The sequence below is a fragment of the Tranquillimonas rosea genome (assembly GCF_900111315.1).
GTDB classification, from domain to species: domain Bacteria; phylum Pseudomonadota; class Alphaproteobacteria; order Rhodobacterales; family Rhodobacteraceae; genus Tranquillimonas; species Tranquillimonas rosea.
Genome location: NZ_FOGU01000006.1, coordinates 263,388 through 287,786 on the forward strand (window position 1 = coordinate 263,388; position 24,399 = coordinate 287,786).

General features: G+C 68.4%; 24 protein-coding genes. 10 read left to right on the forward strand and 14 right to left on the reverse strand.

What is annotated here, in order from left to right; genetic code table 11:
- Positions 1-92: 92 nt before the first annotated feature.
- The gene (locus BMZ25_RS12260; RefSeq protein ID WP_092693974.1) at positions 93-2,510 is read left to right on the forward strand and encodes a xanthine dehydrogenase family protein molybdopterin-binding subunit; all 2,418 of its coding nucleotides are present in this window, start codon (positions 93-95) and stop codon (positions 2,508-2,510) included.
- Positions 2,511-2,603: 93 nt separating this feature from the next.
- A complete protein-coding gene (locus BMZ25_RS12265; RefSeq protein ID WP_092693975.1) occupies positions 2,604-3,398 on the forward strand; it encodes an FAD binding domain-containing protein in 795 nt (264 codons plus the stop codon).
- Positions 3,399-3,440: 42 nt separating this feature from the next.
- On the opposite strand, the gene BMZ25_RS12270 is transcribed toward BMZ25_RS12265, so the two are convergent.
- From BMZ25_RS12270 to infC, 5 genes are all read right to left on the reverse strand, one after another.
- Positions 3,441-4,064 (reverse strand): class I SAM-dependent methyltransferase, encoded by a 624-nt coding sequence (locus tag BMZ25_RS12270; RefSeq protein ID WP_092693977.1) that lies wholly within the window; start codon positions 4,062-4,064, stop codon positions 3,441-3,443.
- A 4-nt stretch (positions 4,065-4,068) separates the two neighbouring features.
- A complete protein-coding gene (locus BMZ25_RS12275) occupies positions 4,069-4,833 on the reverse strand; it encodes a CDP-alcohol phosphatidyltransferase family protein (protein ID WP_177190455.1) in 765 nt (254 codons plus the stop codon).
- A 3-nt stretch (positions 4,834-4,836) separates the two neighbouring features.
- On the reverse strand, positions 4,837-5,526 hold the full coding sequence (locus tag BMZ25_RS12280; protein WP_092693979.1) for a phosphatidylserine decarboxylase: 690 nt from the start codon (positions 5,524-5,526) through the stop codon (positions 4,837-4,839).
- Between the two features lie 77 nt (positions 5,527-5,603).
- Positions 5,604-6,278, reverse strand: coding sequence for a DUF938 domain-containing protein (locus tag BMZ25_RS12285; protein ID WP_092693981.1), 675 nt, complete (start codon positions 6,276-6,278; stop codon positions 5,604-5,606).
- Positions 6,279-6,281: 3 nt separating this feature from the next.
- Positions 6,282-6,851 (reverse strand): translation initiation factor IF-3, encoded by a 570-nt coding sequence (gene infC / locus BMZ25_RS12290; RefSeq protein ID WP_328586859.1) that lies wholly within the window; start codon positions 6,849-6,851, stop codon positions 6,282-6,284.
- Positions 6,852-7,052: 201 nt separating this feature from the next.
- On the opposite strand from infC, the gene BMZ25_RS12295 reads away from it, so the two are divergent.
- Positions 7,053-7,385: a hypothetical protein gene (locus tag BMZ25_RS12295; RefSeq protein ID WP_092693985.1), complete on the forward strand. Its 333-nt coding sequence runs from the start codon at positions 7,053-7,055 to the stop codon at positions 7,383-7,385.
- A 44-nt stretch (positions 7,386-7,429) separates the two neighbouring features.
- On the opposite strand, the gene BMZ25_RS12300 is transcribed toward BMZ25_RS12295, so the two are convergent.
- The 6 genes from BMZ25_RS12300 to cysG form a co-directional block, all read right to left on the reverse strand.
- Positions 7,430-8,269 carry a ferredoxin--NADP reductase gene (locus BMZ25_RS12300; RefSeq protein ID WP_092693987.1) on the reverse strand — a complete coding sequence of 280 codons (840 nt, stop codon included), beginning with the start codon at positions 8,267-8,269 and terminating at the stop codon, positions 7,430-7,432.
- A 70-nt stretch (positions 8,270-8,339) separates the two neighbouring features.
- Positions 8,340-8,759: a DUF934 domain-containing protein gene (locus BMZ25_RS12305; RefSeq protein WP_092693989.1), complete on the reverse strand. Its 420-nt coding sequence runs from the start codon at positions 8,757-8,759 to the stop codon at positions 8,340-8,342.
- A gap of 73 nt (positions 8,760-8,832) precedes the next feature.
- The gene (locus BMZ25_RS12310; RefSeq protein WP_092693991.1) at positions 8,833-9,576 is read right to left on the reverse strand and encodes a phosphoadenylyl-sulfate reductase; all 744 of its coding nucleotides are present in this window, start codon (positions 9,574-9,576) and stop codon (positions 8,833-8,835) included.
- A complete protein-coding gene (locus BMZ25_RS12315; RefSeq protein ID WP_092693993.1) occupies positions 9,566-11,242 on the reverse strand; it encodes a nitrite/sulfite reductase in 1,677 nt (558 codons plus the stop codon). Before BMZ25_RS12315 ends, BMZ25_RS12310 begins: the two co-directional genes overlap by 11 nt.
- Positions 11,243-11,276: 34 nt before the next feature.
- Entirely contained in the window at positions 11,277-11,582 is a 306-nt protein-coding gene (locus BMZ25_RS12320; RefSeq protein WP_092693995.1) for a DUF2849 domain-containing protein, read from the reverse strand.
- Positions 11,579-12,979 (reverse strand): siroheme synthase CysG, encoded by a 1,401-nt coding sequence (gene cysG, locus BMZ25_RS12325; protein WP_092693997.1) that lies wholly within the window; start codon positions 12,977-12,979, stop codon positions 11,579-11,581. The genes BMZ25_RS12320 and cysG overlap by 4 nt, the downstream gene beginning before the upstream one ends.
- A 138-nt stretch (positions 12,980-13,117) precedes the next feature.
- Here cysG and BMZ25_RS12330 point away from each other — a divergent pair, with 138 nt between their 5' ends.
- From BMZ25_RS12330 to BMZ25_RS12355, 6 genes are all read left to right on the forward strand, one after another.
- Positions 13,118-13,579 carry an Lrp/AsnC family transcriptional regulator gene (locus BMZ25_RS12330; protein WP_092694135.1) on the forward strand — a complete coding sequence of 154 codons (462 nt, stop codon included), beginning with the start codon at positions 13,118-13,120 and terminating at the stop codon, positions 13,577-13,579.
- Between the two features lie 44 nt (positions 13,580-13,623).
- Positions 13,624-15,429 (forward strand): ATP-binding protein, encoded by a 1,806-nt coding sequence (locus BMZ25_RS12335; protein WP_092693999.1) that lies wholly within the window; start codon positions 13,624-13,626, stop codon positions 15,427-15,429.
- Positions 15,426-16,658: a sigma-54-dependent transcriptional regulator gene (locus BMZ25_RS12340; protein WP_092694001.1), complete on the forward strand. Its 1,233-nt coding sequence runs from the start codon at positions 15,426-15,428 to the stop codon at positions 16,656-16,658. Before BMZ25_RS12335 ends, BMZ25_RS12340 begins: the two co-directional genes overlap by 4 nt.
- A gap of 243 nt (positions 16,659-16,901) precedes the next feature.
- Positions 16,902-17,912 carry a DctP family TRAP transporter solute-binding subunit gene (locus tag BMZ25_RS12345; protein ID WP_092694003.1) on the forward strand — a complete coding sequence of 337 codons (1,011 nt, stop codon included), beginning with the start codon at positions 16,902-16,904 and terminating at the stop codon, positions 17,910-17,912.
- 133 nt (positions 17,913-18,045) lie between these two features.
- Positions 18,046-18,723, forward strand: coding sequence for a TRAP transporter small permease (locus BMZ25_RS12350; protein WP_092694005.1), 678 nt, complete (start codon positions 18,046-18,048; stop codon positions 18,721-18,723).
- A 6-nt stretch (positions 18,724-18,729) separates the two neighbouring features.
- Positions 18,730-20,178, forward strand: coding sequence for a TRAP transporter large permease (locus BMZ25_RS12355; RefSeq protein ID WP_092694007.1), 1,449 nt, complete (start codon positions 18,730-18,732; stop codon positions 20,176-20,178).
- 140 nt (positions 20,179-20,318) lie between these two features.
- Here BMZ25_RS12355 and mmsB read toward each other — a convergent pair whose 3' ends face one another.
- The 3 genes from mmsB to BMZ25_RS12370 are packed head-to-tail and all read right to left on the reverse strand — an operon-like array spanning position 20,319 to position 23,367.
- The gene (mmsB, locus tag BMZ25_RS12360) at positions 20,319-21,191 is read right to left on the reverse strand and encodes a 3-hydroxyisobutyrate dehydrogenase (RefSeq protein ID WP_092694009.1); all 873 of its coding nucleotides are present in this window, start codon (positions 21,189-21,191) and stop codon (positions 20,319-20,321) included.
- A complete protein-coding gene (locus tag BMZ25_RS12365; RefSeq protein WP_092694011.1) occupies positions 21,188-22,231 on the reverse strand; it encodes an enoyl-CoA hydratase/isomerase family protein in 1,044 nt (347 codons plus the stop codon). Before BMZ25_RS12365 ends, mmsB begins: the two co-directional genes overlap by 4 nt.
- Positions 22,228-23,367, reverse strand: a complete 1,140-nt coding sequence (locus BMZ25_RS12370; protein ID WP_092694013.1) for an acyl-CoA dehydrogenase family protein — start codon at positions 23,365-23,367, stop codon at positions 22,228-22,230. Before BMZ25_RS12370 ends, BMZ25_RS12365 begins: the two co-directional genes overlap by 4 nt.
- A gap of 183 nt (positions 23,368-23,550) precedes the next feature.
- On the opposite strand from BMZ25_RS12370, the gene BMZ25_RS12375 reads away from it, so the two are divergent.
- Positions 23,551-24,378, forward strand: a complete 828-nt coding sequence (locus BMZ25_RS12375) for a hypothetical protein (RefSeq protein WP_092694015.1) — start codon at positions 23,551-23,553, stop codon at positions 24,376-24,378.
- Positions 24,379-24,399 lie beyond the last annotated feature (21 nt).

Here is a 24,399-nt window from a genome sequence, read left to right on the forward strand (position 1 = left end):
CCGTTGGGGAGGCGGGCCGCCGGACCTGAACATTGTACGAGGACGCGGACCGGGCGGTCCCCGGCGGGCGATCCTCAGGGAGGAGTGAGATCATGCCCAAGGATACCGGCATCGGCGCCAGCCCCAAGCGGCGCGAGGACGTGCGTTTCCTCACCGGCGACGGCAACTACACCGACGACATCAACGTGCACGGCCAAGCCTACGTCCATTTCCTGCGCTCGGACGTGGCGCACGGACGCATCACCAGCATCGACACGGCCGAGGCCGGGGCGATGCCGGGGGTCGTGCGTGTCTTTACCGGCAAGGATTTCGAGGGGGTCGGCTCGATTCCCTGCGGCTGGCAGGTGACGGGACGCGACGGCAAACCCATGCAGGAGCCCGCGCATCCTGTCCTGGCGCAGGGCAAGGTGCGTCACGTGGGTGATCCGATCGCCGCCGTCGTGGCCGACACCCCGGCGCAGGCTCGCGACGCCGCCGAGGCGATCATGGTCGACATCGAGGATCTGCCCGCCGTGGTCGACATGAAGGCCGCGGTGGCCGACGGCGCGACGAAGGTGCACGACGATCTCGAGAACAACCTCTGCTACGATTGGGGCTTCGTCGAGGACAACCGCGACGCCGTCGACAAGGCGATCAAGGACGCCGCCCATGTCACGACGCTGGAACTGGTGAACAACCGTCTCGTCGCCAACCCGATGGAGCCACGTGTCGCCGTCGGCGTGTGGGAGAAGGGCACCGATAACTACACGCTCTACACCACGTCTCAGAACCCGCATGTCATCCGCCTGCTGATGGGGGCCTTCGTGCTGGGCATCCCCGAGCACAAGCTGCGCGTTGTCGCGCCGGATGTGGGCGGGGGCTTCGGCACCAAGATCTTCCATTATGCCGAAGAGGCGTTCTGCACCTTCGCCGCCAAGGCCTGCCGCCGCCCGGTGAAATGGACCGCGTCCCGGTCCGAGGCGTTCATGTCGGACGCCCACGGCCGCGACCACGTCACCAAGATCGAGCTGGCGCTGGACGCCGATCACAACTTCACCGCGGTCCGGACCGAGACCTATGCGAACATGGGCGCCTACCTGTCGACCTTTGCGCCGTCCGTTCCGACATGGCTGCACGGCACGCTGATGGCGGGGAACTATCGCACACCGCTGATCTACGTGAACGTGAAGGCCGTGTTCACCAATACCGTGCCGGTGGACGCCTATCGTGGCGCCGGCCGGCCCGAAGCGACGTTCCAGCTGGAGCGGGTGATCGACAAGGCCGCGCGTGAGCTGGGCGTCGATCCGATCGAGCTGCGGCGGAAGAACTTCATCACCGAGTTCCCCTATGCCACGCCGGTCGCGGTGGAATACGACACCGGCGACTATCCCGCCACGATGGACAAGCTGTCCGAGATTGCCGACCTCTCGGGCTTCGACGCCCGCCGGAAAGAGAGCGAGGCCAAGGGCAAGTGGCGCGGTCTCGGCGTGAACTGCTATATCGAGGCGTGCGGCATCGCGCCCTCGAACCTGGTGGGTCAGCTCGGCGCCCGGGCCGGTCTCTACGAAAGCGCGACGGTCCGCGTGAACGCGACCGGCGGCATCACCGTGATGACCGGCAGCCACAGCCACGGGCAGGGGCACGAGACCTCGTTCCCGCAGGTCATCGCCGAGATGATCGGCATCGACGAGAGCATGGTCGAGATCGTGCACGGCGACACCGCGAACACGCCGATGGGCATGGGCACCTACGGCTCGCGCTCGATCGCCGTGGGCGGCTCTGCGATGGTCCGCGCGGCCGAGAAGGTCGTGAACAAGGCCAAGAAAATCGCGGCGCACCTGCTCGAAGCCTCCGACAGCGACATCGAGCTGAAGGAGGGCAAGTTCAGCGTCGCCGGCACCGACAAGTCCGTGGCCTGGGGCGATGTCACGCTGGCCGCCTACGTGCCGCACAACTACCCGCTCGAGGATATCGAGCCGGGCCTCGAGGAGACGGCGTTCTACGACCCGGCGAACTTCACCTATCCCTCGGGCGCCTATGCCTGCGAGGTCGAGGTCGATCCCGAGACGGGACAGGTCACGATCGAGCGTTTCGCCGCGGCGGATGATTTCGGTAATGTCATCAACCCGATGATCGTCTCGGGGCAGGTCCATGGCGGGATCGCCCAGGGCGTCGGCCAGGCACTGCTCGAGAACTGTTCCTATGACAGCGAGGGCCAGCTTCTTAGCGCGTCCTACATGGACTACGCCATGCCCCGGGCGGCCGACCTGCCGATGTTCACGGTGGATCACTCCTGCCAGACGCCCTGCACCCACAATCCGCTGGGTGTGAAGGGCTGCGGCGAGGCCGGCGCGATCGGCTCGCCCCCGTCGGTCGTGAACGCCGTCATCGACGCGCTGCATTCGGGCGGCTGCAAGATCGACCATATCGACATGCCGCTGACCCCGTCGCGGGTCTGGGCCGCCATGACCGGGGCGGCGGCCGCGGGCCACGGCACGGCCGAGGGCCGCTCGGTCGGCGGCGAGGTCTGAGTTCCGCTCCCGGCGGCCGCGGGGCGGCGGCCGGGAGCACGATCGAAATGCGAAGCAGAGGGGCGGCGCCCCTCATGCGAGGAGAGAGACGAGATGTACAATTTCGACTTCGAGCGGCCCAAGAGCGTGGCGGATGCGGTCAAGGCCCTGCAAACCGAAGAGGCCCAGCCCCTCGGCGGCGGCCAGACCCTGATTCCGACGCTGAAACAGCGGCTTGCCATGCCCTCCAAGCTGGTGAGCCTGGCCGGCATCGACGAGATCAAGGGCGTCTGCAAGGACGACCAGAACCGGCTGTGTATCGGCGGCGGTACCGTGCACCGGGTGATCGCCGAAAAGGCGATGTCCGAGGGCTTTCCCGGTCTCACCGGCCTTGCCTCGAAGATCGGCGACCCGGCGGTGCGCAACCGCGGCACGATCGGCGGTTCGCTGGCCAACAACGACCCCTCGGCCTGCTACCCCGCCGCCGCGATGGCCACCGGTGCGACCATCGTGACCGACCGGCGCGAGATCGCGGCCGACGACTACTTCAAGGGGCTGTTCGAGACCGCGCTGGAAGAGGGCGAGATCATCACCGAGGTGAAGATGCCGATCCCCGAGGCCTCGGCCTACATGAAGTTCGAGCAGCCGGCCTCGCGCTTTCCGCTGGTCGGCGTGTTCGTCGCGCGGTTCTCCGACCGCGTGGGCGTCGGCGTGACCGGCGCGTCGGAGAGCGGTGTCTTCCGTTGGACCGAGGCCGAGCGGGCGCTCGGCTCGGACTTTTCGGCGGATGCGGTCAAGGGGCTGAGCGTGCCGGCGGACGGCATGATCTCGGACCTGCACGGCACGGCCGAGTACCGCGCCCACCTCGTCGGCGTGATGACACGCCGCGCCGTGGCCGCCGCACAGTGATCCGGCCGCGCCGCCCGCTCCTTGCAGCGGGCGGCGCCCGGCTCAGCTGGGCCGGGCCTTCGTCATCACCATGAGCGTCATCATTCCCAGCGGCGGGATGCTACGCTGTTCCTCGACATGCAATTCGGGCTCCTGCAGCACCGTCTCGATGCTGAAATCGGGATGCCAGCCCAGCACGTTCGTCAACGGTGCGGTCATGCGCTCGATTGCGCCCATGACGCCGCCGGTGCTCATGAAGTGGTTGGTGATGACGACCTTGCCGCCAGGCCGGCAAACCCGTGCGATCTCGGACATCACGCGCTCGGGCTCGGGCACCACCGACAGGACGTGCATCGCCGCCACCGTGTCGAACTGGTCGTCCGGAAAGTCGAGATAGCGCGCGTCCATCTGGCGGAGCGACACGACGTTGTCGAGCTTCTGCTGCGCCACCTTCTCGCGCGCCTTTTCCAGCATCTCGTCGCTGTAGTCGACGCCGGTCACCGACAGGTGCGGCGCATAGTTCTCCAGCGCCAGCCCTGTGCCCACGCCAAGCTCCAGCACGCTGCCTTTGTGGCTGTTGATGATCTCGACCGCGCGGCGGCGGCCGCTCTGGGTCACCGCGCCGAAGGAACGGTCATAAATCCGGGCCCAGCGGGCGTATGATGTGCGTACGGCGTCGATGTCCACTGTCTCAGTGTCCCCGTTTCTTCTTCAGTCTGTCGTCGACAAGGGTCCAGGTGACCGCTCCTGCATAGATGAGGCAAAGCGCCGTCAGGGCAACCCAGGCGAATGTCAGAAGTGCCGCGCAGAGGGCGGCGAAGCCGACGAGGAAGAACTTGACGTTCTCGCGCGAGATCCGCGTGGCCTTGAACGACCATGTGGGCACGCGGCTGATCATCAACAGCCCCATCGCGATCATCCAGGCCCCGATCAGAGCGTCGGGCAGCAGCGGCGCGTCGGTGAAGGCGAACGAGACATACATCGGCATCATCGACATCAGCGCCCCGGCGGGGGAAGGCACGCCGACGAAATACTTCTTGCTGTCCTCGTCCGCGGGGATGTCCGACTTGCCGGCCACGTTGAATCGCGCCAGCCGCATGACGGCGCAGACGGCGAAGATCAGGACCGACAGCCACCCCGCGCCGCCGGCATCCTGCAGCGCCCAGAAGTACAGCAGCAGCGGTGTCGCGATCCCGAAGTTCAGGAAATCGGCGAGCGAATCGAGCTCGGCCCCCATCCGGCTGTCCGAGCCCATCAGCCGCGCGAGCCGCCCGTCCAGCCCGTCGAGCACCGCCGCCGCCAGGATCAGCAGCACCGCCTCGAGATAGGCCCCGTGCACCCCAAGCCGGATCGCCGTCAGCCCCGCGCAGATCGCCGCGACGGTCAGCATGTTCGGCACCAGATGGAACAGCGCGAATTCCTTGCGCAGCTTCTTGGGCTCGGGACGTTCGATCATGGCTCAGCCTACCGCGTGGGCGGGTTCGGCGGCCAGATTGGCCAGCATGGTTTCGCCGGCCACCATCGTCTGTCCCTCCCGCACCAGCGGGACGACACCCTCGGGCAGGTACACGTCGAGCCGCGATCCGAACCGGATCAGCCCGAACCGCTCGCCGGCCTCCAGCGTGTCACCCTCGGCGGTGAAGCACAGGATGCGTCGCGCCACGAGCCCCGCGATCTGCACCACGGCCAGCGAGCGCCCGTCGGGCAGCGTGAGCGTGACGCTGTTGCGTTCGTTGTCGTCGCTCGCCTTGTCCAGCGACGCGTTGAAGAACTTGCCCGGACGATAGGCCACCTTGGACACACTGCCCGCCACCGGCGCGCGGTTGATGTGGCAGTTGAAGACACTCATGAACACGCTGATCCGCGTCAATGGCATGTCGGGCAGTCCCAGCTCCGCCGGCGGCACGGCGGGCCCGACCTGCGAGACAATCCCGTCGGCGGGGCTCAGCACCAGGTCGGGACGGTCCGGCGGCACCCGCTCGGGGTCGCGGAAGAAGTAATAGCACCAGACCGTCAGCAGCACGCCGATCCAGCCGAGCAGGTCCGAGATCAGGAATAGCACCAGCGTGACGGCGGCGAAGATCGCGACGAAGCGGCGTCCTTCGGGGTGCATCGGCTTGGCGAAGGTAGCGAGCATCGATGCCGACATGGTAGCCTCCCGGTTGCAAGATGTCCGTTCTAGGCGCTTGGCGCCGCGTTACAAGGGGCGGGGCCGCGCAGTCCGGCTCAGCGCCGAAAGAGGATCAGCCTGTTGTCGGCGGGCATCGTCACGATCGCCGCCCGCGCCAAGCCGGCGGTCGAGGCCAGCTCCTCGATCCAGGCGAGGTCGCGCAAGCCCCAGTCCGGATTGTCGGCCCTGAGCCGCGCGTCGAAGGTCCTGTTGCCGTCGCCCAAGGGCCGGCCGGGCTCCGAGAAGGGGCCGTAAAGGGCCAGCAGTCCGCCGGGCGCAAGAACACGCCCCGCGCCCGCGACGATCCCCTCTGTCACCGCCGGGGGCGCGATATGGGTCACGTTCATCGCCAATAGGCACGAGAGCGGCGCGAGGTCGCCCACGCTGTCCGGCCAGCCGGAGTCGGACGCGTCAACGTCGCGCGCCGGGCAGGGCGGCAGCCGGAGCGCCACGCGCCACGCATCCGCCGACCGGCGGTGCGCCGGATCGGGGTCCGAGGCGTGCCAGGACAGCCCGGGGAAGGCGAGCGCGAAGTTCGCCGCGTGCTGCCCCGTGCCGGACCCGATCTCGAGCGCCGCGCCCCGCGCGCCGTTCAGCCATGGCGCGAGGGCCGCGATCACCGGCGGCCCGTTGCGCGCGACAACGTCCGCCACAAGGCGGCCGTCGGCATGACTGTCGGAGTTGTCGGGGGAATAGCGCGCCGCGTGGGAAGAGGTCGGCGCGCGCTCCATCGTTTACTTGATCGTCGGCCCGATCATCATGACCATCTGGCGGCCTTCCATCTTGGGCATGTTTTCGACCTTGCCCAGTTCCTTCACGTCGCTGGCCACCCGCTCGAGCAATTCGCGCCCGAGGTTCTGGTGCGCCATCTCGCGACCGCGGAAGCGCAGCGTCACCTTCACCTTGTCCCCCTGTTCGAGGAACTTGACCACGTTGCGCATCTTCACATCGTAGTCGTGGGTGTCAGTGTTGGGCCGGAACTTGACCTCTTTGACGTCGATGGTCTTCTGCTTCTTCTTGGCCTCGCTCTCGCGCTTCTGCTGTTCGTACTTGAACTTGCCGAAGTCCATGATCTTGCAGACCGGCGGCGTCGCGTTCGGCGAAATCTCGACGAGATCCAGACCAGCCTGTTCGGCCAGCTCCATGCCCCGGGCCGGGGCGACCACGCCGACATTCTCGCCCTCGGGGCCGATCAGACGGATCTCGGGCGCCCGGATGCGTCCGTTGACACGGGGGCCGGTGTCGCGCGTGGGAGGCGCGTTATGAGGTCTGCGAGCGATGGTGGTAATCCTTTCATTACTCAGGGATGGCGGACAAAATAGCCTCCGCTCAGGTCCTGTTCAAGAAGGCAAATCCAAGGTTGCGGTCCGCCTGGTCGAAATTTTGGGCGCCCTGCCGCCCCCGTGGCCCGTCACGGGACGGAAACGGGGCGCGGCGAAAAAATCAGGAACAGCCCCGAGGTCCGCGCGTTGCGCTCCTTAACCTACAAAAAGGGGAGACAGGACATGACCCAGCGTATCAGGACGATCCTTGTCGGCAGCGCGGTTGCGACACTGCTCGGTGCGGCGGCAGTGACGGCTCAGACTGCCGAGATGGGCAGCGGCATGACGATGAGCGATCTCGGCGTCGACACCCAGGCCGGAGAAAACGACGGCCCGCCCGCGGCCCTGACGGTGGAGGGTTTCGATGCCGCCGAGGTCCGCTCGAGGATCGAAGAGGCCGGAGCGCTCGGCACGGACCGCCGCGATGCGCTCCTGTCGCGTCTCGACGAGGTCGGGCCCGGCGACGACGATCTCGCGCCCTTCCTCGAAGAGGTCCGCGGCGCGCTCGACATCTGATGATCCCGCGCGCCCCGGTCCCGGCCGGGGCGCGGGCGACGGTCTCAGCCCACGAAGGCCTTCTCCACCACGTATTCCGCCGGCTCGCTGTTGGCGCCTTCGCGCAGGCCGTAACCCTCGAGGATTTCCTTCAGGTCGGTGTTCAGCCCGATCGAACCGCAGACCATCGCGCGGTCGGTCTCGGGCGACACACTGTCGATCCCGAGGTCCCGAAAGACGGTGCCGTCCTTCAGAAGGTCGGTGATCCGCCCCATACGCGGGCTCTCTTCCCGCGTCGTGGTGGGATAGTAGCGCAGCTTGTCCAGCCCGTCGCCCATCAGTTCGCGCAGCATCTCGTCGTTGCGCACGTTTTCGACCAGTTCCTTGCCGTAATCCAGCTCCGCCACGTCGCGGCAGGTATGGGTCAGGATGACGTCGTCGTAGTTCTCGTACGTCTCGGGGTCGCGGATCAGCGACGCGAAGGGCGCGATGCCGGTCCCGGTGGCGAACAGCCACAGCCGCTTGCCGGGCAGCAGGGCGTCGTGCACCAGCGTTCCCACCGGCTTCGGCCGCAGGATGATCTGGTCGCCCGCCTTGATGTGCTGCAGCTTCGAGGTCAGCGGCCCGTCCTGCACCTTGATCGAGTAGAACTCCAGCTCGTCGTCCCAGGACGGCGAGGCGATCGAATAGGCCCGCAGCAGCGGCTTCTGCTTGCCGGTCTTCGGATCGGGATCACCCATCAGACCGATCATCACGAACTCGCCCGAGCGAAAGCGCAGCGTGGCCGGGCGCTCGACGCGGAACGAGAACAGCCGGTCGGTCCAGTGCTGGACATGGGTCACGGTGGCGGCATCGGGCATGGCCTTGACGGCGGTCTGGTCTTGCACGGGTCTCATCTCGGTCATGGTCGTCCTTTCGGGCGCGGGCAGGCGCGCCCGGCCTCTCCTTTATCTCTATCTGCGGTGAAGGGAAACCTCAGGCCCGCAGACGGGCCTGGTAATGGTTGGCTTTCCACTGCGCCCGGCGCAGCCACTGGTCCTCGGGCTGCCGCGCGGCAAGGTCGTCGTCGATCTCGACCTCGTCGAATCCGGACCGGCGCGCCATGGCATATTGATCGGCGATCACGTGCCCCTTGGCCCGAAGCCGCCCGGCATAGCCCATCCGCCGCAGGCGCGCCGCGACGGTAAAGCCGCGCCCGTCGGCAAAGCTCGGGAAATCGACGCGGATCATCTCGATCCCGTCGAGCCGCCCCTCCAGGTCCGCGGGGTCCGCGTCCGAGGGCACGTCCACCGACAATGCCTGCCCGGCCTCGTCGCCGGGAAAGTCCTGCAATGGGATATAGCCGGCCTGCCAGTCGTCGGCCCCGAACCCCGTATCGGTCACGATCACGCTCATCCTGTCTGCCTTTCCGGGGGTCGTCCCCCGACTTCATCTTCGCGGAAATACTCACATGTCCAGGCGTCGACGCTCACGCGGCGGTGCCGCGGACCATCTTGCCGTTGACGAAGTGGATCCCGCATTCGTCCTTATCCTGGCCGCGCCAGCGGCCGGCACGCTCGTCCTCGCCATCGGCCACCTTCGAGGTGCAGGGCCAGCAGCCGATTGAGGGATAGCCCTGCGTCACCAGCGGATGCCGCGGCAGGCGGTTGTTCAGCATGTATTCGCGGATGTTGTCCTTCGCCCAGTGGGCCAGTGGGTTCACCTTGATCCGCTCGGTGCCGGGTTCGACCTCGAAGAAGTCCAGCGTCTCGCGTGCGCCGCCCTGGAACCGCTTGCGCCCGGTGATCCATGCGTCGAATCCCTCCAGCGCGCGCTGCAGCGGCTCGGTCTTGCGAAAGCCGCAGCAGGCGTCGGGATCGGTCCGGTGCAGGGTGCCGTCGGGGTCGAGCCGGGCCGCCGCGTCGGGATCGGGCCGGACCACCTGCACGTTCTCGAGCTCCAGCTTCTCGGCCACCTCGCGCTGGTAGGTCAGGGTCTCCTCGAACAGCATCTCGGTGTTGATGAACAACACCGGGGTCCGGGGGCTCATCACCGACAGCATGTGCAGAAGCACCACCGATTCCGCCCCGAAGGACGAGACGAGCGCGATGCGGCCGACCTGCGGATCGGTCAGGGCGTGCTTGAGCACGTCCGAGGCCGAGTGGTGCGAGTAGTGGCGGTTGAGATACTCCGCCCTCTCGGCCACCGGCGACAGCGGGGCTTCAAGCGGCATTGCGGGCCTCTTTTTCCGCCTGTTCGGGATAGAGCGCCGCCTTGAACGGCGCCTGCCCCAGCCGGCGGTAGGCTTGCAGGAAGGTTTCCTCGGGCCCGTCGCGGTGCTCGAGATAGGCATGGACCAGCCGCTCGATCGCCGGCACGATCTCGTCGGCCGAGAAGCCGGGGCCGGCGCGTTCGCCGACCGCCGCCGTCTCGGTCCCGTCGCCGCCGAGCGTGATCTGGTAGTTCTCGACACCCGCACGGTCGAGTCCGAGGATGCCGATATGGCCCATGTGATGGTGCCCGCAGGCGTTGATGCAGCCCGAGATCTTGATCTTCAGCTGGCCGATGTCGTGCTCGAGCTTCAGCTCCTCGAACCGGGTGGCGATCTCCTGAGCGATCGGGATCGAGCGGGCGGTCGCCAGGGCGCAATAATCCATGCCCGGGCAGGCGATGATGTCGGAGATCAGGCCGATATTCGCGGTGGCGAGGCCGGCCTCGCTCAGCGCCGCGTGCAGCTCGGGCAGGTCGCCCTTGTGGATGTGGGGCAGGATCACATTCTGCTCGTGGCTGATGCGCAGCTCGTCGTGGCCCAGCCGTTCGGCAAGGTCCGCGAGCAGGCGCATCTGGTCCGAGGTCGCGTCGCCCGGCGTGTCGCCCTGCTTCTTCAGCGAGACCGAGACCACGGCGTAGTCCGGGTTGCGGTGGGCGGTCAGGTTCGTGTCGGCCCAGGACCGGAACACCGGATCCGCGTCGTAGAGCTTGGCATAGGCGTCGGTCGGCGCCTCCTTCCACTGCGGCGGGGCAAAGGCCTGCTCGATCTCGGCCAGCAGCTCCTGGTCGACGCCGCTGAACTCGGGCCGCAGCTCCGAGAACCGCTCCTCGACGAGGCGTCGGATCTCGTCGATGCCGGTCTCGTGGACAGTGATCTTGATCCGTGCCTTGTACTTGTTGTCGCGCCGGCCCAGCCAGTTGTAGACGCTGAGGATCGCCTCGACATAGGGTAGCAGATCCGCCTTGGGCAGAAACTCCCGCACAACCTGGCCGATCATCGGCGTCCGGCCCAGGCCACCGCCGACCAGCACTTCGTAGCCCGGCTCGCCGTCGCGCTCGACCATGCGCAGGCCGATGTCGTGCGCCCGCGTCACGGCGCGGTCGTTAGGGCTGCCGGTGACGGCGATCTTGAACTTGCGCGGCAGGAACTGGAACTCGGGGTGGTCGGTCGACCATTGCCGCAGCAGCTCGGCCGTGGGGCGGGGATCCTCGATCTCGTCCGCCGCGGCGCCGGCGAAGTGGTCCGCCGTCACGTTACGCACGGTGTTGCCCGAAGTCTGATGCGCGTGCATCTCGACATCCGCCAGCGCCGACAGGATGTCGGGCACGTCGGCCAGCTTGGGCCAGTTGAACTGGATGTTCTGGCGCGTGGTGAAGTGGCCGTAGCCGCGGTCCCAGCGGTCGGCGATCATCGCCAGCTGGCGCATCTGGCCGCTGTTGAGCGTGCCGTAGGGAATGGCGATCCGCAGCATGTAGGCGTGCAGCTGCAGATAGAGCCCGTTCATCAGGCGCAGCGGCTTGAACTCGTCCTCGGTCAGGGCGCCGTCGATCCGGCGCTGCACCTGGCCGCGGAACTGGTCCACGCGCTCGCGCACGAAGGCTTCGTCGAAATCGTTGTACTTGTACATGCTTGCGTCCTTTCCGGGCTGGCGGCGGCGGGCCTCAGGCCTGCCGCTCCGCCTGCTTGCCGAGGAAGTAGTTGGAGGGTCCGCGGGTCCGGAAATCCTCGCGGAAATGCGTGGGCTCGGGGCCTTCGCGCCCCATCTTGGCGTTCGCCAGGTAGGCGCCGACGACGACGTTCGGCTGGCTCTGCGCGTCGAGCAGGCGCATCTGTGCGTGGGCCTCGTCCTCGAGGAACTCGGCCTCGCGCATGTCGCGGGTCCAGCGGTCGTCCTCGGTCAGCCAGACGGCGTCGCCCTCGAGCAGGTGATTGGCGGTCACGACCTTGGGGGTGAATTTGCGGCTCATTGCACGGCCTCCTGCAGTGCGGTGTCGTCGATTGCGGCCAGCGCGGCGCGGGGCGCGAGGCCATAGAGCATGAGGGCGGGGCCGGTCATCGCCGCATCGCGCAGCGCGGGTTCCAGCTGAGACAGCCGGGTGGAGAGGATGCGCTGGTCGGCACGCGAGGCGTTCTCGATCACCGTCACCGGGGTTTCCGGATCGGCGCCGTGCATCAGCATCCGGCCCTGGATGAAACGGGCGGATTTCTTGCCCATGTAGATCGCCGCGATCTCGCCGGGGCGGGCCAGGGCGCGCCAGTCGTGCTCGGCGAAGCCCTTCATGTCGTGACCGGTCAGGATGCGCAGGGACGAGTTGCGGTCGCGCTTCGTCAGGCTCTGCCCGATCCCGGCCACCGCGGCGCTCGCGGCGGTGATGCCCGGCACGATCGACCAGCGCAGGCCGGCCCCGTCGCAGGCCTCGATCTCTTCGTCGAGCCGGCCATAGACCGTGGGATCGCCCGATTTCAGCCGCACGACCTGCGCGCCGTCCGTGGCGTGGCGCACGATCAGCGCGTTGATGTCCTCCTGCGTCATCGAGGGGCCGAAGCCGGTCTTGCCGGCCTCGATGATCGTCGCTTCGCGGCGGGCCAGTTCAAGCACGCCTGCCGGGACCAGCCGGTCGTGGATCACCACATCGGCCTCGTGCAGCGCGTTGCGGGCCTTGAGCGTCAGCAATTCTGGGTCGCCGGGACCGGCGCCCACGAACGACACATGCGTGTCGCGACCGTTCTTCGCCTTGTAGCTCGCGAGCAGCCCGTCGAGAGCCTCCTGCGCGCCGTCGGCGCCATTCTCGGCCACGGCCCTGGGTCCCTTGTCGAAGTAGTACTCCGACCAGAAGTCGCGCCGCTTGCGACCCATCGGTAGCGCCTCGACCATCGGGCGGAACGCCTTGCCGATCCGCGCGAGCAGGCCGAGCGCCGAGGGCAGGCTCTCTTCGAGGTCCTTCTTGATCTTGCGGGCCACGACCGGCGCGGCGCCCTCGGTGCCGATCGCGACGGTAACCGGATCGCGGTCCACGATCGCCGGCGTGATGAACTCGCTCTCGCCCAGATTGTCGACCCAGTTGACGAGGGCGCCGTCGGCGCGGGCCAGGGCGGCCACGCGCGCATCCTCGGCGTCGTCGTCGTTCGCGGCATAGAACAGCGCGGCGCACAGCGCGTCGCCCGGCTCCGCCGCCCGGCGGACGAGGCGCAGCTTGCCCTGGTCGGCCCATCCCTCGATCTCGGGGACTGGGTCGGCGGCAAAGACCGTGATGCGGCCCTCGGTCTTCATCAGCAGGCGCAGCTTGGCCAGGGCGGCGTCTCCGCCACCTGAAAGAACGATGCGCCGGCCCTCGACGGCCAGGAAGATCGGAAAGTGTTTCATGACTCGGCCTCTCCGCTGCTTAGGTTGCAACATAGGATATTGTTCCGGTTTTCTGCTAGACGGCAGCGGGAATAAGGACGTATGTTCCTCCAGATACCGAAAGAGGAACACATGTCGCACGAGCCGGAAGACAGGCGAATGAGCGTTCGGATCGACGAGACCGACCGGAAAATCCTTTCCGAGCTGCAGCGCGACGCCTCCCGCTCGCTCGACGAGATCGCCAAGGCGGTGGGGTCGTCCAAGACCCCCGTTTGGAACCGGATCCGCAAGTTGCGCGAGGCCGGGGTGATCGGTCAGCAGACCGTCGTGCTCGATGCCGAGAAGCTGGGATTCGATGCCTGCTTCTTCGTCCTGGTCCGCACCTCCGAGCACGAGGCCGACTGGCAGCGCCGCTTTCTCGAGGCGCTCCGCGCCCGCCCCGAGGTGCAGGAGGCGCACAGGCTGGCGGGGGACATCGACTATATCCTCAAGGTCCGGGTGCCCAATGCGCGCGCCTACGACGCCTTCTACCAGGCGCTGATCGGTGAGGTGAAGATTCACAACGTCACCGCGCTTCTGTCGATGGAAGAGCTCAAGTCGACGACGATGCTCCCGCTCTGAGCTGCGTCTGGCCATTGCCGCGCCGCCGGGGCTAGAGTTTCACGATGACCCGGTTGCTTCGCCCGCGCGCCCTGATCTTCGCCGCCTTCGTGGGGGTGGTGGCGGCCGTGGCCGGCGCGGTCTGGTGGGGGGCCTACGATTCCGCGCTGGACCGGCTTGAGGAACGCGGCCGCTCGGACCTGCGTCTGGCGGCGGACCGGTTGGTGGGCGAATTGCAGCAGTACCGCGAGATGGCGGTGCTGATGGCCGACCATCCCGTGCTGCATGACATCGCCACGGGGCAGGGCAACGCCGCGCGGGCCGAGGCGCTGTTGCGCGACGTGGCCGACAAGACCGGCTCGCTCGACGTGTCGGTGATCGGTGGCGCGGGCCGGGTGCTGGCCTCGGCCGGGGGCGCGTCGCGCGACCGCTCGGACAACCCGGCCGTGCGGCGGTCGCAGCAGGGCGCGCTGGGGGTGCATCACGGGCTGGACGGGGTGTGGGGCGACCGGGTGTTCACCTTTGCCGCGCCGATCTTTGCCGAGACGGGGCGGGTCGCGGGTGCGGTCGCCGTCGATGTCAGCGTGCGCGCGGTCGAGGGCGCCTGGGTGGGCGAGCCCGAAGCGGTCTTCTTCACCGACACCGCCGGCGTGATCTTCATTTCGAACCGCGAGGAACTGCTGCTGCGGAGCCGCGGCGACGCCGCACCGACGATGGCCGAGCGGATGCGCCACGGCTACGGGATCACGGCGGTGCGGCCGTTCTACGAGGTGGCCCGCACCTGGCGGGCTGGGCACGAGATCTGGCGCATCAACGCCGGCCGTTACCTGCCCGATCGCGCCGTCCATCTCAGCCTGCCGCTGCCGGTGATCGACATGCAGGGCGAGCTTCTGATCGGCACCGGTCCCGCGGCGCGGATCGCGGCGTTGCAGGCGCTGGTCGCCGCGGCGCTGTGCCTCGTCGTGGGCGCCGCGTTGTTCCTCGCCTCCGAGCGGCGCCGCGCCCTGGCCGAGCGGCTCGAGATCGAGGCGGCGGCGAACGCGGCGCTCGAGGCGCGGGTCGCCCGCCGCACAGCGGAACTGAGCGCCGTGAACGCCGACCTGCGCCGCGAGATCGCCGAACGGGAAGAGGCCGAGGCCGCGCTGAAGAAGGCGCAGGCCGACCTCGTGCAGGCGGGCAAGCTCAGCGCGCTGGGGCAGATGTCGGCCGGGATCAGTCACGAGCTGAACCAGCCTCTCATGGCGATCCGCTCCTTCGCCGAGAACGGCGCGCTGTTCATCGACCGCGGCAAGCCCGAGACCGCCCGCCAGAACCTAGACCGCATCTCCGAGATGGCGCGGCGCATGGGGCGTATCATCCGCAACCTGCGCGCCTTCGCCCGGCAGGAGAGCGAGCCTGTGGGCGATGTCGACCTTGTCGCCGTCGTCGACGCCGCGCTCGAGATGGCCGTGGGGCGGGCCCAGCAGGCGGATGTCACGTTGGACTGGCGGCGCCCGGATGCGCCCGTCATGGTGCGCGGCGGCGAGGTCCGGTTGCAGCAGGTGGTGATGAACCTGGTCTCGAACGCAATCGACGCGCTCGCCGGCGCCGACGAGCGCCGCGTGACGCTGGAAGTCGAAGCTGGCGATGTCGTGCGCCTGAGCGTGCGCGACACCGGGCCCGGCATCTCGGCGCCCGACCGCATCTTCGACCCGTTCTATTCCACCAAGGAGGTCGGCGCGTCCGAGGGCATGGGGCTGGGCCTGTCGATCTCGTACGGTCTCGTGCAGTCCTTCGGCGGCGCGATCCGGGGCCGCAACGCCGAGGACGGCGGCGCGGTGTTCACCGTCGAACTGCATCCCGGCGGCGCCGGGGCCGAGGAGGCCGCATGATCCGCAAGGTGCTTCTGGTCGACGACGAACCAGCGGTGCGCGAAGCGCTGGCGCAATCGCTGGAGCTGGCCGATCTGGAACCGGTGACGGCGGGCTCGTTCACCGTGGCGCGCGACACCATCTCGGCCGAGTTCGACGGCGTCATCGTCAGCGACATCCGGATGCCCGGCAAGGACGGCTTCGTCCTGCTGGACCATGCGCAGAACGTCGATCCCGAGCTTCCGGTGATCTTCCTGACGGGGCAGGGCGACATCCCGATGGCCGTGCGGGGCATGTCGGCGGGGGCGTTCGATTTTCTCGAAAAGCCCTGCGCGGCCTCCGATCTTGTCGCCGTGGTCGAAAAGGCGCTGCGGACCCGCGCACTGGTGCTCGAGAACCGCCGCCTGAAGCTCAAGCTCGAGACCGGCGATGCGGCCGCGCGGATGATCTTCGGCGAAAGCCGTCTGGCCGCCGCTTTGCGCGACCGTGTCCGCGCGGTCGCTCGCACCACGGCGGAGGTCCTGCTGACCGGGGCGCCCGGCTCGGGGACGGGGAAGGTGGCCGAGGTCATTCACCTGTTGTCCGGCGCGGCACAGCGACCGTTCCAGAAACTGCCCGGCGCGCTGGCCACGCCCGAGACCCTGCGGGATGCCTTCACCGCCGGTCGGGGCGGCACCGTGTTCATCGACGAGGTGGCCGAACTCACGCCCCCGGCGCAGCACGCGCTGCTCGATCTGCTGGAGGCGCGGGAAGGCGCGCGCGTCGTCGCCGGCACCTATCGCGACCTCACCGAAGAGGTCGAAGCCGGCCGCTTCAACGCCGACCTGTTCTATCGCCTCGACCTTGTCCGCGTGCGCATCCCCGCGCTCAAGGAACGCCCCGAAGACATCCCCGTGCTGTTCCGCCACTACGTCTCGCAGGCCTGCGAGCAGGCGGCCCTGCCGCAGCCCGAGATCGACCCCGAAACCCTCAGCCGGCTCATGGAGCAGGACTGGCCGGGCAACGCGCGTGCGGTGATGAACGCGGCGATGCGCTTTGCCATGGGCCTGCGCGAGGACGACGGCGAGGCGGGGGAACTGGGCCTGAGCGAACGGCTGGCGCAGGTCGAGCGCTCGCTTTTGATCGACGCGCTGCGCCGGGCGGGCGGCAACGCGACCGAGGCCGCCCGCGGGCTGAAGCTGCCGCGCAAGACGTTCTACGACAAGCTCGCTCGGCACGGGATCAGCGCCGGGGTCTACCGCGACTCGTGACTGTGCGGTTTTCCGCACAGCTCGCTCACAGAGTTGTGTGGGATTATGCCCAGTTTTTCGGCCCGCCGTCCTACTGACAATTGATGTATCAGTTAATGCGCTGATTTTTAATAGTTATCCGGAACATGGTCCGCATGTCGCGTCGGCGCTTGATCGCTTCCGTCGGCCCGCGCATCACTTTCGCCAGTCGCCGCTCCGGGAGGGAGCGGTGCGATAGAGACCACTTCGGGAGGATAACTCGACATGAAATTCATGATCACCGCCGCCAGCGTCCTTGCTCTCACCGCCGGTGCCGCGGCTGCGCAGGAGGCCGGCGAAGAGTGCAGCGATGGCGAGATCGTGGTGAAGTTTTCCCACGTCACCAACGCCGACCGCCACCCCAAGGGCATCGCCGCCTCGCTGCTCGCCGAGCGCGTGAACGACGAGATGGACGGCACCATGTGCGTGCAGGTGTTCCCCAACTCGACGCTCTACAACGACGACCAGGTGCTCGAGGCGATGCTCCAGGGCGATGTCCAGCTCGCCGCCCCGTCGCTGTCCAAGTTCGAGACCTTCACCAAGCAGTTCCGCCTGTTCGACCTGCCATTCATGTTCAAGAACATCGACGCGGTCGACGCCTTCCAGAACTCCGAGGCGGGCGCCGAGATGAAGGACAGCATGCAGCGCCGCGGCCTGCAGGGGCTGGAATTCTGGCACAACGGCATGAAGCAGTTCTCGGCCAACGTGCCGCTCGAGACGCCCGAGGACGCCGCCGGGCTCAAGTTCCGCGTGCAGCCCTCGGACGTGCTCGTGGCCCAGATGGAGGCGCTCGACGCCAGCCCGCAGCCGATGGCCTTCTCCGAGGTCTACGGCGCGCTGCAGACCGGCGTCGTCGACGGGCAGGAGAACACCTGGTCGAACATCTACGGTCAGAAGTTCTTCGAGGTGCAGGACGGCGTGACCGAGACCAATCACGGCGTGCTCGACTACCTCGTGGTGGCCAGCGTCGACTGGCTCGACAGCCTCGACCAGGATGTTCGGGATCAGTTCACCACGATCCTGTCCGAGGTCACCCAGACCCGGAACTCGGAATCCGCCGCGGTGAACCAGGAGGCCAAGCAGGCGATCATCGACGCCGGCGGCACGGTGCGCACGCTGTCGCCCGAGCAGCGCCAGCAGTGGGTCGACGCGATGAAACCGGTCTGGAGCGAGTTTGAGAGCGACGTGGGCGCCGAGAACATCGAGGCCGCCCAGGACATCAACGCCTCGAGCTGAGCGCGTCGCGCCGGGCCCCGCGCGGGGGCCCGGCCCACCGGAACCCGCCGGCGCCGGACGCGCCGGCCGACGGGATCGCGGTGCCGCCGCGGTCCCACCCGTTCCGGCCCACATCCAAGGGAGGAGTGAAGTCATGTCCGGTTCGTCCCGCTCGGGCCTCGGCCGCGCCGTCAACGCGTTCGAGGAGACCGCCATTGCCGTGATCCTGGGCCTGATGACGCTGGTGACCTTCGCCAACGTCGTCCTGCGCTACGGCTTCAACGAGACGCTGATCTGGGGGCTCGAGGTCACGCTGATCCTGTTCGCGTGGCTCGTGATCTTCGGTGTCAGCTACTGCGTGAAGATCACCGCGCATCTCGGGGTGGACGCGCTGATCAACGTGGTGCCGTCGCGCCCGCGGCGGATGCTCGCCGTCCTGTCCGGCCTGATCTGCTGCGCCTACGCGTTCCTGATGCTGAAGGGCGCGTGGGACTACTGGGCGCCGTTCGCCGCGCTGCAGCCGACCGAGGGGCGCTGGTTCCCGCTGGGCTTCGCCGAGGGCGTCCGCGACCGCGCCTTCTACGTCACCGACCAGGTGCCGATGCTGGGCATCTTCCGCTGGCTCGAACCCACGATCAACTACGGCGAAAGCTACGAGAAGCTGCCCCGCGTGATCCCCTACGCCATCCTGCCCGTCGGCGCCGCGCTGCTCCTGTTCCGCTTCGTTCAGGCCACGGTCGACGTCGTCCGCGGCCGCCGCGAGAGCCTGATCGTCAGCCACGAGGCCGAGGACGCCGTCGCCGACGCCGCCCGTGCCAACCGCGAGGAGTGAAGAGAAATGGATGTCGTTCTCCTGTTCGCGATGGTCATCGGCCTCTTGCTGATCGGCGTGCCGATCGCCGTATCGCTTGGCCTGTCCTCGATCATCTTCCTGCTGGTGTTCTCCGACACCTCCCTCGCCTCGATCGCGCAGAGCTTCTACCAGGGGATGGCGGGGCACTACACGCTGTTGGCGATCCCCTTCTTCATCCTGGCCTCGTCCTTCATGTCGACGGGGGGCGTGGCGCGCCGGATCATCCGCTTCTCGATCGCGCTGGTGGGGCACCTGCCGGGCGGTCTGGCCATCGCCGGCGTCGTCGCCTGCATGATGTTCGCCGCGCTGTCGGGCTCGTCCCCGGCGACGGTCGTGGCGATCGGTTCGATCGTGATCGCCGGCATGCGGCAGGTCGGCTACAGCCGCGACTTCGCGGCGGGCGTGATCTGCAACGCCGGGACTCTGGGCATCCTGATCCCGCCGTCGATCGTCATGGTCGTCTACGCCTCGGCCACCGATGTCAGCGTCGGCCGGATGTTCCTGGCGGGTGTGATCCCGGGGCTGCTGGCGGGCCTGATGCTGATGTCCGCGATCTACATCATCGCGGTCAAGCGCGACCTGCCACGCGGCGAGTGGCTGGGCTGGGGCGAGGTCTGGGCCTCGGCGCGTGACGCGGGCTGGGGCCTGTTCCTGGTTATCATCATTCTCGGCGGCATCTACGGCGGCATCTTCACCCCGACCGAGGCGGCCGCGGTCGCGGCGGTCTACGCCTTCGTCATCGCCTGCTTCGTCTACCGCGACATGGGCCCCCTCAAGCACGAACCCGAGTCCGTCGCCGCCCCCTACGTGCAGCCCTCGGGCGAGCGATCGATCGGCGCGGCCGAGGCTCCCTCGCAGCTCGGCAACAACTACACGCTGATGCAGAAGCCCTGGGCGCTGGTGACGGCCTTCGTCCACCGCGACGTACGCGACACCCTGTTCGAGGCGGCGAAGCTGACGGTCACGCTGATGTTCATCATCGCCAACGCGCTGATCCTCAAGCACGTGCTCACCGACGAGCAGATCCCGCAGGAGATCGCCGGCGCGATGCTGAATGCCGGCTTCGGCGCGGTGATGTTCCTGGTGATGGTCAACGTGATCCTGCTGATCGGCGGGCAGTTCATGGAGCCGTCCGGCCTGATCGTCATCGTCGCGCCGCTGGTGTTCCCCATCGCCATCGAGCTCGGCGTGGACCCGATCCACCTGGGCATCATCATGGTGGTGAACATGGAGATCGGGATGATCACCCCGCCGGTGGGCCTGAACCTCTTCGTCACCTCCGGCGTCGCCGGCATGCCGATGATGAAGGTTGTGCGCGCCGCGCTGCCCTTCCTCTGCGTCCTGCTGGTGTTCCTGGTCCTCGTGACCTACGTGCCCTGGCTCTCGACCTTCCTGCCGACCCTGTTCATGGGGCCAGAGCTGATCACCAACTGACCGACGCCAGGGGCCGGCACCGCGCGCCGGCCCCCGCACCACAAGAAGAACTCCCCCCTGCATACCAAGGGCCGCCCCCGACGCGAAACGGCCCCTTTTTCTTCTGCCCGAAAATATCCCCGCCGGAGGCGGTCCCGCCCTCAGCCGCGGTCCCGCCCGGCAAAGCGGGGCAGCATCGCCGAAAAATCGCGGCCCTCGCCGTCCTCGCGCTCGACGAAGGTCTCGTAGAGATCCCGCGCCGCCAGCCCCAGCGGCGTGTCCGCGCCCGCCGACTCGGCGGCGAGTTGTGCCAGCCGCAGGTCCTTCAGCATCAGGTCGGCCGCAAAGCCCGGGGTGTAATCCCGGTCGGCGGGGCTTTCGGGCCCGATGCCGGGGGCGGGGCAGTAGGTGGTGAGCGACCAGGACTGCCCCGACGAGGTCGAGACAACGTCGTACATCGCCTGCCGGTCGAGCCCCAGTTTGTCGGCCAGGGCGAAGGCTTCGCAGGTGCCGATCATCGTGATCCCGAGGATCATGTTGTTGCAGATCTTCGCCGCCTGGCCGTTGCCCGACGGTCCGCAATGGACCGCCTTGCGCCCCATGATGTCGAACAGTGGCGTGGCCTTGGCAAAGCCCGCCTCGTCACCGCCGACCATGAAGGTCAGCGTGCCGCCCTCGGCGCCGCCGACGCCGCCCGAGACCGGCGCGTCCAGCGCCGACAGCCCCGCGGCCAACGCCTGCTCGGCCACCGCGCGGGCGCTGTCGACATCCACGGTCGAGCAGTCGAGGAACACCGCGCCCGCGCGCATCGCCGGAACGATCTCGTCCGCGACCTTCCGCAGGATGTCGCCGTTGGGCAGCATCGTGATGACCACCTCGGCGCCCGCCGCGCAGGCGGCGGCGTCGCCTGCCGCGGTGACGCCCTCGGGCATCTGCGCCGCCGGGTCGAACCCCGTGACCTCGTGCCCTGCCTGGGCGAGGTTGGCGGCCATCGGACCGCCCATGTTGCCCAGCCCGATGAATCCGATCTTCATGCCGTTTCTCCCGGTTCCCGTGTTTCGTTGTCCAGCGGCGCCAGCATCGCTGCGACCTCCTCGTGCGTCACGGCGCGCGGATCGCCGTGTTTCCAGATCGGCGCGCGGTCCTTGTCGATGATCTGCGCGCGCACGCCCTCGATCAGGTCTCCCTGCTCGATGCAGCGCCAGGTGCAACGGTATTCCAGCTCGAGCGCGGCCTCGATAGTGCCGGCCTCGCGGCTGCGGCGGATCAGTTCCAGCGTGGTCGCCGCGGACAGGGGCGAGCCGCGCGACAGCTCGGCCTCGGCCGTCTTCGCGAAGGGCGTGCCGCTGGCGTCCAGCCGGTCGAGGATGCCCGAAAGCGTGTGCGCCTCGAACGCGTGGTCGATCTCACCGGCCACGGCGGCAAGCTCGGCCCGACCGGGATCGGTGGCCACGCCGGCGATCGCCGAGATGTCGCCGGTGTCGCATAGCGCCCGCGTCAGGCCGCGCCAGGCTTCCTGCGGGACATGGGCGTCGGCGAAGCCCGCGCGCAGCGCATCGGCCGGGCCCATGCGGGTGCCGGTCAGGCCGAGGTATTCGCCCAGCCGGCCCGGCGCCCGCGCCAGCAGGAGCGAGCCGCCGACATCCGGCACCAGGCCGATGGCGCATTCTGGCATCGCGATCTTCGTCGTCTCGCCCACCACGCGGTGCGCCGCGTGGCAGCCGATGCCCACGCCGCCGCCCATCACGTAGCCCTGCATGAGGGCGACGACCGGCTTGGGATGCCGCGCGATCTTGCGGTTCATCCGGTACTCGTCGCGCCAGAAGGCGCGCGGGCCGGCGAAGTCTCCGGTGCGGCCGGAATGGTACATGTAGGCGATGTCGCCGCCGGCGCAGAACGCGCGGTCGCCCTCGGCGTCGATCACGATCAGGCGGACGGACTCGTCCTCGGCCCAGGCGTCGAGCGCCGCCTCGATCTCCAGCGACATGTCGTGCGTCAGCGCATTCAGCGCCTTGGGACGGGTCAGGGTGATGCGGCCGGCGTGGCCGTCCGTGCGGATGTTCAGGTCTGTCATGCTGCCACCATCTGCCGCGCCACGATCAGGCGCATGATTTCGTTGGTGCCTTCGAGGATCTGGTGAACGCGAAGATCGCGCACCAGTTTCTCGACTCGGTACTCGGCGAGGTATCCGTATCCGCCGTGGAGTTGCAAACACTGGTCCGCGACACGGCTTCCCGCCTCGGTGACGAAGGCCTTGGCCATCGCGCAGTGCCGGGTGGCGTCGGCAGCGCCGGTGTCGAGCTTCCACGCGGCCTGCCGCAGGAACACCCGCGCGGCCTGCAATTCGATCTCGAGATCGGCAAGCCGGAACTGCAACGCCTGGAACTTGTCGAGCGTCCTGCCGAAGGCACGCCGCTCGGCCATGTAGGCCAGCGTGGCGTCCAGCGCCGCCTGCGCCGCGCCAATAGAGCAGGCGGCGATGTTCAGCCGCCCGCCGTCGAGTCCCGCCATCGCATAGGCAAAGCCGCGGCCCTCGTCGCCCAGCAGGTTCTCGGCCGGAACACGGCAGGCGTCGAACTGGACCTGGCGCGTCGGCTGCGCCCGCCAGCCCATCTTGTCCTCGAGTCCTCCGAAGCTGAGCCCCGGCGTGCCGTCCTCGACCACGATTGCTGAAATGCCGCCCGGCCCGTCGTCTCCTGTGCGGCACATCACGACATAGGCGTCGGAATAGCCGCCGCCCGAGATGAAGGCCTTGGTGCCGTCAAGCACCCACGCGTCGCCGTCCCGCATGGCGCGGGTGGTCAGTGCGGCCGCATCGCTGCCCGATCCCGGCTCGGTCAGGCAATAGCTCAGCACGCTGTCCATCGCGACGGCCGGGCCGAGATGCCGGGCGCGCAGCGCTTCGGCGCCGTGGCGGTCAAGCATCGCGGCGCACATGTTGTGGATCGACAGGAACGCCGCGACCGAGGGGCAGGCGCGGCTGAGCGCCTCGAACACCAGCGTCGCGTCCAGCCGCGAGAGGCCGACGCCGCCGTTCTCCTCGGCGACGTAGAGCCCGCCAAAGCCCAGCTCGGCCGCCTTCGCCCAGAGGTCACGCGGGATCGTGCCCTCTTTCTCCCATGCAAGGGCGTGTGGCGCGATGTGCTCGTCGCCGAAGGCGCGCGCCATGTCGAAGATCGCCGTCTGCTCGGACGACAGCGCAAAATCCATGTCTCCTCCCCCTGGCAGATCATGCCCGTGCCGAGATGTCTGATGTTCGCGCCGCCATTGCAAGCCGGTGGTGCGCCGGCCTGCGGGCGATTGCCCGTGCCGGAAGGGCCGGCGCGCGTTTGTCCTTGGGCCACGGCGGAACCGCGGGTACCCTTTCCCCGCGAAGGTTGCGGGGGGACGGGAATGGCACAGCGCTTGGCAGTCGCGGTGATCCACGGGATGGGCAGCCAGAAGAAGGCGCCTGACGACTCGAGCGCGACGCGCACGTTCTCGGCCGGCCTCCACGGTCGGTTGATCGCGCAGCTCGGCGCCGCGTGGATGGCCGATGTCGCCTGGCGCGAGATCTACTGGGCCGACGTGGTGCAGGCGCGCGAGGACGCCTTCATCGGGCGCCTTAACCTCGGTAGCGTATGGCAGTTTCCCCGTCGCTTCGTCATGCACCGCCTGTCCGATGCCGCGCTCTACCGCGTCTCGCGCGACCCCCGGCATCGCATCTACCAGGACATCCATGCGCGGGTGGCGACGGTGCTGGACGAGCTGCGGGCCGAGGTCGGGCCGGACGCGCCGCTCGTGCTCATCGCCCACTCGCTCGGCGGGCACATCCTGTCGAACTTCATCTGGGATGCCATGTCGGCCGGAGAGACCGGCTTTTCGGGGATGGAGACGATGCGATCGCTCGTCACCTTCGGCTGCAACATCCCGGTCTTCGTCGTGGGCTACGACGAGTCGGCGCTGGACGCCATCGCGCCGCCGGTCGCGCAGGCGCACCGTCCGGGCGATCCGCCGTGGTGGCTGAACTACTGGGACAGGCATGACGCGCTGGGCTTTCCGCTGGCGCCGCTCGGCGGCGGCTATGGCCGGCTGGCCGGGGCGGGACAGCTGGCGGATCACCGCGTCACGGCCGGTCTGGGGCTGCCGCTGCTGGCGCACGCCTTCGCTCACAACGGGTACTGGACGGATGCCGAGGTCACCTCGGGGATCGCCGGGGCGTTGCGACGCGCCGCCGGCTGAGGGCGGGGCCCGGTCGGCCCC

Bases quoted from the DNA above. Each gene is read 5' to 3' on its own strand.
- BMZ25_RS12345 (WP_092694003.1), top strand. From the start codon at position 16,902: ATGAAATTCATGATCACCGCCGCCAGCGTCCTTGCTCTCACCGCCGGT.
- mmsB (WP_092694009.1), bottom strand. From the start codon at position 21,191: ATGAAGATCGGATTCATCGGGCTGGGCAACATGGGCGGTCCGATGGCC.
- BMZ25_RS12320 (WP_092693995.1), bottom strand. From the start codon at position 11,582: ATGAGCCGCAAATTCACCCCCAAGGTCGTGACCGCCAATCACCTGCTC.
- BMZ25_RS12260 (WP_092693974.1), top strand. From the start codon at position 93: ATGCCCAAGGATACCGGCATCGGCGCCAGCCCCAAGCGGCGCGAGGAC.
- BMZ25_RS12295 (WP_092693985.1), top strand. From the start codon at position 7,053: ATGACCCAGCGTATCAGGACGATCCTTGTCGGCAGCGCGGTTGCGACA.
- BMZ25_RS12300 (WP_092693987.1), bottom strand. From the start codon at position 8,269: ATGACCGAGATGAGACCCGTGCAAGACCAGACCGCCGTCAAGGCCATG.
- BMZ25_RS12340 (WP_092694001.1), top strand. From the start codon at position 15,426: ATGATCCGCAAGGTGCTTCTGGTCGACGACGAACCAGCGGTGCGCGAA.
- BMZ25_RS12280 (WP_092693979.1), bottom strand. From the start codon at position 5,526: ATGTCGGCATCGATGCTCGCTACCTTCGCCAAGCCGATGCACCCCGAA.
- BMZ25_RS12355 (WP_092694007.1), top strand. From the start codon at position 18,730: ATGGATGTCGTTCTCCTGTTCGCGATGGTCATCGGCCTCTTGCTGATC.
- BMZ25_RS12275 (WP_177190455.1), bottom strand. From the start codon at position 4,833: ATGATCGAACGTCCCGAGCCCAAGAAGCTGCGCAAGGAATTCGCGCTG.
- BMZ25_RS12335 (WP_092693999.1), top strand. From the start codon at position 13,624: ATGACCCGGTTGCTTCGCCCGCGCGCCCTGATCTTCGCCGCCTTCGTG.
- BMZ25_RS12330 (WP_092694135.1), top strand. From the start codon at position 13,118: ATGAGCGTTCGGATCGACGAGACCGACCGGAAAATCCTTTCCGAGCTG.
- BMZ25_RS12310 (WP_092693991.1), bottom strand. From the start codon at position 9,576: ATGCCGCTTGAAGCCCCGCTGTCGCCGGTGGCCGAGAGGGCGGAGTAT.
- BMZ25_RS12370 (WP_092694013.1), bottom strand. From the start codon at position 23,367: ATGGATTTTGCGCTGTCGTCCGAGCAGACGGCGATCTTCGACATGGCG.
- BMZ25_RS12305 (WP_092693989.1), bottom strand. From the start codon at position 8,759: ATGAGCGTGATCGTGACCGATACGGGGTTCGGGGCCGACGACTGGCAG.
- BMZ25_RS12315 (WP_092693993.1), bottom strand. From the start codon at position 11,242: ATGTACAAGTACAACGATTTCGACGAAGCCTTCGTGCGCGAGCGCGTG.
- cysG (WP_092693997.1), bottom strand. From the start codon at position 12,979: ATGAAACACTTTCCGATCTTCCTGGCCGTCGAGGGCCGGCGCATCGTT.
- BMZ25_RS12350 (WP_092694005.1), top strand. From the start codon at position 18,046: ATGTCCGGTTCGTCCCGCTCGGGCCTCGGCCGCGCCGTCAACGCGTTC.
- BMZ25_RS12365 (WP_092694011.1), bottom strand. From the start codon at position 22,231: ATGACAGACCTGAACATCCGCACGGACGGCCACGCCGGCCGCATCACC.
- BMZ25_RS12285 (WP_092693981.1), bottom strand. From the start codon at position 6,278: ATGGAGCGCGCGCCGACCTCTTCCCACGCGGCGCGCTATTCCCCCGAC.
- BMZ25_RS12375 (WP_092694015.1), top strand. From the start codon at position 23,551: ATGGCACAGCGCTTGGCAGTCGCGGTGATCCACGGGATGGGCAGCCAG.
- BMZ25_RS12265 (WP_092693975.1), top strand. From the start codon at position 2,604: ATGTACAATTTCGACTTCGAGCGGCCCAAGAGCGTGGCGGATGCGGTC.